This is a genomic window from Agromyces salentinus (assembly GCF_009749395.1).
Taxonomy (GTDB): Bacteria; Actinomycetota; Actinomycetes; order Actinomycetales; family Microbacteriaceae; genus Agromyces; species Agromyces salentinus.
In genome coordinates, this window is the sequence record NZ_WBIR01000018.1 from 92,085 (window position 1) to 98,707 (window position 6,623).

Here is a 6,623-nt window from a genome sequence, read left to right on the forward strand (position 1 = left end):
GGCGCGGCCGTCGAGGTCAGCGGGTGATCTCGAAGTTGAAGACGTCCTGGTCGAAGTGGTTGTACCCCTCGTAGTCGACGAGGTCGTAGAGGTCGGCGCGGTGCTGCATCTCGCCGAGCTTCGACGTGAGGTGGCCCTCGTCGATGATGGTGTCGAGCGCCCGGTCGGCGGCTCCCATCGCGATGCGGAGCAGCGACACCGGCCAGATGACGATGTTCACGCCGGCGTCGCGCAGCTGGTCCACCGAGAAGAGGTCGCTCTTGCCGAACTCGGTCATGTTGGCGAGGATCGGCACGTCGAGCGCGGTGCGCATCGCCTCGAACTCGGCGAGGTCGCGCATCGCTTCGGGGAAGATCGCATCGGCGCCGGCATCGACGAGCGCCTTGGCGCGGTCGATCGCGGCATCGAGACCCTCCACGGCACGGATGTCGGTCCGGGCCATGATGAGGAAGTTCGGGTCGCGCCGGGCGTCTGCGGCCGCGCGGATGCGCTTGAGCGCGGTGCCCTCGTCGACGACCTGCTTGCCGTCGAGGTGCCCGCACCGCTTCGGGTTGACCTGGTCCTCGATGTGCGCGCCGGCGATGCCGGCGTCCTCGAGGGTCTGGATGGTGCGCGCGACGTTCATCGGCTCGCCGAACCCGGTGTCGGCGTCGATGATGGCCGGAAGTTCGGTCATGCGGGCGATCTGCTGCCCGCGCCCTGCGACCTCGGTCAGCGTCGTGAGGCCGATGTCGGGCAGCCCGAGGTCGGCTGCGAGCACGGCGCCCGAGATGTAGACGCCCTCGAAGCCCTTGCGCTCGATGAGCCGCGCCGAGAGCGGGTTGAACGCTCCCGGGAAGCGGAGCAGCTCGCCCGACGCCAGCCGCTCGCGGAACAGTCGGCGCTTCTCGGCGGCGGGAGTCTGTGAATACAGCATCGGGTGTCCTCTCGTGGCCGCACCGGGCGTGGTTCGTCGAGCCGGCGGGTCCGCTTCTCAGGCTACCCGCCCCCGGAAGGGGTCTGGGAGGATGCTCCCGTGCCTGAAACCTCCTCCGCGCGTATCGGCGTGCTCCTCCCCCGCGATCTGCCCATCGACCAACTGCTGCCGTACGCGCGCCGGGCCGACGAGCTCGGCTTCGACGAGCTCTGGCTCGTCGAGGACCTCGGGTTCCGCAGCGGCATCGCCCAGGCCGGCGCGGTGCTCGCGGCGACCGAGCGCATCACGGTCGGCGTGGGCATCCTGCCCGCGGGCGCCCGTAACGCGGCCTTCTCGGCGATGGAGATCGGCACCCTCGGCCAGCTCTTCCCGAACCGCTTCATCGCCGGCATCGGCCACGGCATGCCCGTCTGGATGCGACAGATCGGCGCGTGGCCCGCGAGCCCCCTGACCCTCCTCGCCGAGTACACGACAGCCGTGCGCGCACTGCTGCGCGGGGAGGCGGGTCCGGCTGCCGGGCGGTACGTGAACGTGGAGGGCGTCGTGCTCGACGAGCTCCCGGCGAGCGTCCCGCCGGTGCTGCTCGGCGTGCGCGGACCGAAGTCGCTCGCGGTCGCCGGGGCGGTCGCCGACGGCGTCGTGCTCGCCGAGCCCGCGGCGCCTCCGTACATCGCCGCCGCGCGCGGGCACGTCCGCGCGGGGGCAGCGGGCCACGCCGGCACGGCGGCGGCCGTCGCGGCCGGGACGACCGGGCCCAACGTCACGACCTACGACGTCGCGGCCGTGCGCGAGGATGCCGCCACCGCCATCGCCCGCGTGCGCCCCGGGCTCGCTTGGATCGGCGAGCCCGACTGGGCGCCGCACCTGGTCGGCCTGCCCTTCGCGGAAGAGCTCGCGCGCCTCCGCCAGCAGTGCAGCGGACCCGACGAGTTCGCCACCCGGCTGCCCGACGAGTGGGTCGCCGAGCTCGCCCTGGCCGGGACATCCGCCCAGGTGCGCGAGCGCATCGCCGACCGGCACGAGGCGGGTGCGACGACCGTGGTGCTCACGCCCGTCGGCGACGACCGGCTCGGCGAGCTCGAGCGACTCGCGGAGGTGCTGCCCGGCTGAGGCCGGGTCGACCGCCGCCCTCGTCGAAGGGCGGAGGCCGGCCGGGCCCAGCCGGGCCTCGTGTCTGCCGGATTCGGAGATCTCGGCGACACGCCGCACCACGAGGTGCTGGCGACGGCGTGTCGGCAGGAACTCCGAATCCGGCAGACGGGCGAGGGCGTCAGATCGCGAAGATCGTCCACCCCGCGGATGCCGCGGCGCCGGGCTCCAGCACGATGAGGTCGGTGCCCGAGTTGAACGCATCCGGCGGGCAGGTCATCGGTTCGACCGCGAGGCCCGAACGACCGCTGCCGTCAGCCGTGTGGATCTGCACCCACGGGCAGTCGGCCGCCCACGACATGCCGACGCCGCGTCCGTCCGTATCCGTGAGCCGGGCCCGCACGAGGCCGTCCTCACCGAAGGCGAGCCCCGTGAAGGCGTGGTCGATCTCGGTGGATCCGATGCGTCGCGGCATCCGGTAGTCGAACGAGTCGCCGTCCCGTGCCTCGGCGACCGGCGTCGCGCCGGTCGGGACGAGCCGGTCGGGCGTCACCTCGAGCACGACCTCGGCGGGCAGCTCGAGGGCCCAGTCGTCGACCGAGCCCGCGCCCGCCACGAGGTACGGGTGCGGGCCGGTGCCGAAGGGCGCGGCATCCGGGCCGGTGTTCGTGGCCGTGACGTTCGTGTGCAGCCCCGACTCGTCGAGGCGGAACTCGACCTCGACGAGGATGCGGTGCGGGTAGCCCGTCTGCGCCTCGATGGTCGCCGCGAGCACGACCCGTGCGCTCTCGCGGAGCACCGGCTCGAAGTCGAGCCACGCCGCGAGGCCGTGCAGGGCATGGCCTCGCGCGGGCTCGGTGAGCGGCAGCTGCTGCTCGACGCCGCCGAAGTGGTACCGGCCGTCGACCACGCGGTTGGGCCACGGCGCGAGCGTGACCCCGCGGTACGCCGGACGCACCTCGTCGGCCTCGAACGGGACGACGAGGTCGCGGCCCTCGTACGTCAGCGACCGGAGCGAGGCTCCGATGCTCGCGATGGTCGCCGCGTACCCGTGCGCGGCGATCTCGTGCTGGTATCCCGACAGCGCGTTGCCCACGGCTAGAGTCCCTGCGCGAGGCGGTAGTACGCCTGGTTCCAGCGCACCTCGCGCTGGAAGTCGGGCAGCGTCGTCGACTCGTCGATGACGAGCAGCTCGACGCCGGCCATCTCGGCGAAGTCGCGGAACACCTCGATGCCGACCGCGGTCGACATGACGGTGTGGTGGGCGGCACCGGCCGTGAGCCACGCCGCGGCGCTCGTGCGGAAGTCGGGGGCCGGCTTCCAGACGGCCCGGCCCACGGGCAGCTTCGGCAGCGACTCGCGCGGCGCGACGTTCTCGACGACGTTCGCGGTGAGGCGGAAGCGGTCGCGCATGTCGCTCATGGCGACCACGACGGCGGGCCCGGCGTCGGCCGTGAAGACCAGGCGCACGGGGTCGTCCTTGCCGCCGATGCCGAGCGGGTGCACCTCGAGCGTGGGCTTCGCGGTCGTGAGCGAGGGCGAGACCTCGAGCATGTGCGCGCCGAGGATGAGCTCGTCGCCGGGCGTCATGTCGTAGGTGTAGTCCTCCATGAGGCTCGCGCCGCCGGGCAGGCCCGCACCCATGACGTTCGCGATGCGCACGAGCACGGCCGTCTTCCAGTCACCCTCGGCGCCGAAGCCGTAACCCTCGGCCATGAGGCGCTGCACGGCGAGGCCGGGCAGCTGCTTCAGGGCACCGAGGTCCTCGAAGGACGTCGTGAACGCGCCGAACCCGCCCTCCTCGAGGAACGAGCGGAGGCCGAGCTCGATCGCGGCGCCGTCGCGCAGCGACTGGTGGCGCTCGCCGCCCTGCCGCAGTTCGGGCACGACGTCGTACTCGTTCTCGTAGACGGCGACGAGCTCGTCGATCTCGGCCTCGGATGCCGCGGCCACCGCCTCGGCGAGCTCGTTGACGCCCCACGTGTTGACCTGCACGCCGAAGCGCAGCTCCGCCTCGGTCTTGTCGCCCTCGGTCACGGCGACGTAGCGCATGTTGTCGCCGAAGCGCGCGAGCTTGAGGTCGCGGGATGCCGCGAGGCCGGCCGCGGCACGCTGCCAGGTGCCGAGCTGCTGCTGCACGACCGGGTCGCTCGCGTGGCCGACGATGGTCTTGCGGGGCACGCCGAGGCGGGTCTGGATGTACCCGAACTCGCGGTCGCCGTGCGCCGCCTGGTTCAGGTTCATGAAGTCGAAGTCGATGTCCGCCCAGGGCAGCTCGACGTTGGCCTGCGTGTGCAGGTGCGCGAGCGGCTTCTGCAGCGCGTCGAGGCCCGCGATCCACATCTTCGCGGGGCTGAACGTATGCATCCAGGCGACGACGCCGATGACGTTCTGGGCGGCGTTGGCCTCGAGCATGACCTTCTTGATCGCGGCCGAGTCGGTGAGCACGGGCAGCCAGACCACCTTCACCGGCACGTCGGATGCCGCGTCGAGCGTCTCGGCGATCGCCTGCGACTGCTCGGCGACCTGCGCGAGCGTCTCGGGGCCGTAGAGGTGCTGGCTGCCCGTGAGGAACCAGACCTCGTACTGGTCGAGCGAGGTCGTGAGCGGCGTGGGGGTCATGCGGGTCTCCTTCGGTGCGGGTCGTGCTGGGTTCGTGTGGTCTTGTGCGGCGTCGTGCTGCGAGGGGTGCGGTGCGAGCGGATGCCGCGTGCGCGGCGCTCCCCTCGGGTCAGAGCGCCTCGACGGCCGCGGCCTCGGCGGCGAGGCCGGCCCGGTAGCGCTCGAGGTAGGCGGCGAAGCCGGCGACATCCGCGGGGTCGGGGGTGACGGTCTCGACCTCGGCGTCCGCGAAGACGCTGTCGCGCAGGTAGGTGTCGAGGTCGGTGCCCGCGGGCGCCGAGAGGTAGGAGGCGAGCACCGCAATGCCCCAGGCTCCACCCTCGGACGCGGTCTCGCCGACGGCCACGGGCGCGTCGAGCGAGCCGGCGAGGAAGCGCTGCGCGACGCCCGCCGTGCGGAACATGCCGCCGTGCGCGAACATGCGGTCGAGCTCGACGCCCTCGCCCGCGAGCACCCGCATGCCGAGCGCGAGCGTGCCGAACACGCCGTACAGCTGGGCGCGCATGAAGTTCGGCAGCGTGAGCCGGCTGTCGGGCGTGCGGACGACGAGCGGGCGACCTTCACTGAGGCCCGCGATCGGCTCGCCCGCGAGGTGGTTGTAGGCGAGCAGTCCGCCGGCGTCGGGCTCACCCTCGAGCGCGGCACGGAACAGCACGTCGAAGGCCGTGTCGGTGTCGACCGGGCTGCCCGAGGCGGCACCGAACTGCGCGAAGAGCCCGACCCACGCGGCCAGTTCGCTCGCACCGTTGTTGCAGTGCACCATCGCGACGGGGTCGCCCGCGGGCGTCGTCACGAGGTCGAGCTCGTGATGCGCGTGCTCGAGCGGGCGCTCGAGCACGACCATCGCGAAGATGCTCGTCCCGGCGCTGACGTTGCCGGTGCGCGGGGCGACCGAGTTCGTCGCGACCATGCCCGTGCCGGCGTCGCCCTCGGGCGGGCAGAACGGGGCGCCGGGCTGCAGGCCGCCGGTCGGATCGAGCAGGGCCGCGCCGGCCGCCGTGAGGACGCCGGCGGGCACGCCCGCGTCGAGCACCTCGGGCAGCAGGTCGAGCAGCGGGCGCGGCGCGCGGTCGCCGACGAGCGAGTCGTAGGAGTCGACCAGGCCCGCGTCGTAGCCGTGGGTGGCGGCGTCGATCGGGTCCGTGCTGATCGGGAACATGCCCGACGCGTCGCCCACGCCCAGCACCTTGCGGTCGGTGAGGCGCCAGTGCACGTACCCGGCGAGGGTCGTCACGAAGCGGATGTCGGGGACGTGCGCCTCCCCGTCGAGGATCGCCTGGTGCAGGTGCGCGATCGACCAGCGCAGCGGGATGTTGACGCCGAAGCGCTCGCTGAGCTCTGCGGATGCCGCGCCCGTGGAGGTGTTGCGCCAGGTGCGGAACGGCACGAGCAGCTCGTCGGCCGCGTCGAACGCGAGGTAGCCGTGCATCATCGCCGAGACGCCGATCGCGCCGAAGGTCTGCGGCGTCGCGTCGTGGCGGCGCCGCACGTCGGCGATGAGGTCCGCGTACGCGGCCTGCAGGCCCGACCAGACGTCCTCGAGGGAGTAGGTCCAGACGCGGTCCTCGAACCGGTTCTCCCACTCGTGGCTGCCGACGGCAAGCACGTTCGTGGGGTCGGCCGAGTCGACGAGGCAGGCCTTGATGCGGGTCGAGCCGAGCTCGATGCCGAGCGACGTGCGACCCTCGAGGATCGCCGTGCGCGCGGCATCCGTCGTCGCATGCGCCTGTGCGTCGTCCGTCTGCTGGGTGGTGGGCTCGCTCATGCGGTGGCTTCCTTCCGGCGGGTGTCGTTCGCCTGTCCGTAGACGTTCTGGTAGCGGTCGTACAACCAGTCGATCGCGTCCTGCGGGATCGGGACCAACGGGCCCGCCTCACGAGCCAGGTGCACCGTGCGGGCGACATCCTCGACCATCACCGCAGCCTTGACCGCGTCCTTGGCCGACGCGCCGATCGTGAACGGCCCATGATTGGCCATCAACACCGCACGGCTGCGG

At 72.5% G+C, this 6,623-nt stretch carries 6 protein-coding genes; 1 reads left to right on the forward strand and 5 read right to left on the reverse strand.

What is annotated here, in order from left to right; all coding sequences use genetic code 11:
- Positions 1-16 precede the first annotated feature (16 nt).
- Positions 17-916, reverse strand: a complete 900-nt coding sequence (gene prpB, locus GQQ95_RS15685) for a methylisocitrate lyase (protein WP_157425896.1) — start codon at positions 914-916, stop codon at positions 17-19.
- Between the two features lie 99 nt (positions 917-1,015).
- On the opposite strand from prpB, the gene GQQ95_RS15690 reads away from it, so the two are divergent.
- A complete protein-coding gene (locus tag GQQ95_RS15690; protein ID WP_157425897.1) occupies positions 1,016-2,026 on the forward strand; it encodes an LLM class flavin-dependent oxidoreductase in 1,011 nt (336 codons plus the stop codon).
- A 160-nt stretch (positions 2,027-2,186) separates the two neighbouring features.
- On the opposite strand, the gene GQQ95_RS15695 is transcribed toward GQQ95_RS15690, so the two are convergent.
- The 4 genes from GQQ95_RS15695 to GQQ95_RS15710 form a co-directional block, all read right to left on the reverse strand.
- On the reverse strand, positions 2,187-3,101 hold the full coding sequence (locus tag GQQ95_RS15695) for an aldose 1-epimerase family protein (RefSeq protein ID WP_157425898.1): 915 nt from the start codon (positions 3,099-3,101) through the stop codon (positions 2,187-2,189).
- Positions 3,102-3,103: 2 nt separating this feature from the next.
- Positions 3,104-4,627, reverse strand: coding sequence for an L-arabinose isomerase (araA, locus tag GQQ95_RS15700; protein ID WP_157425899.1), 1,524 nt, complete (start codon positions 4,625-4,627; stop codon positions 3,104-3,106).
- Positions 4,628-4,736: 109 nt separating this feature from the next.
- On the reverse strand, positions 4,737-6,392 hold the full coding sequence (locus tag GQQ95_RS15705; RefSeq protein WP_157425900.1) for a xylulokinase: 1,656 nt from the start codon (positions 6,390-6,392) through the stop codon (positions 4,737-4,739).
- Positions 6,389-6,623: class II aldolase/adducin family protein (locus tag GQQ95_RS15710; protein ID WP_212275509.1), on the reverse strand; the 235-nt coding region annotated here is incomplete at its 5' end. The genes GQQ95_RS15705 and GQQ95_RS15710, both read right to left, overlap by 4 nt.

Bases quoted from the DNA above. Each gene is read 5' to 3' on its own strand.
- araA (WP_157425899.1), bottom strand. From the start codon at position 4,627: ATGACCCCCACGCCGCTCACGACCTCGCTCGACCAGTACGAGGTCTGG.
- prpB (WP_157425896.1), bottom strand. From the start codon at position 916: ATGCTGTATTCACAGACTCCCGCCGCCGAGAAGCGCCGACTGTTCCGC.
- GQQ95_RS15705 (WP_157425900.1), bottom strand. From the start codon at position 6,392: ATGAGCGAGCCCACCACCCAGCAGACGGACGACGCACAGGCGCATGCG.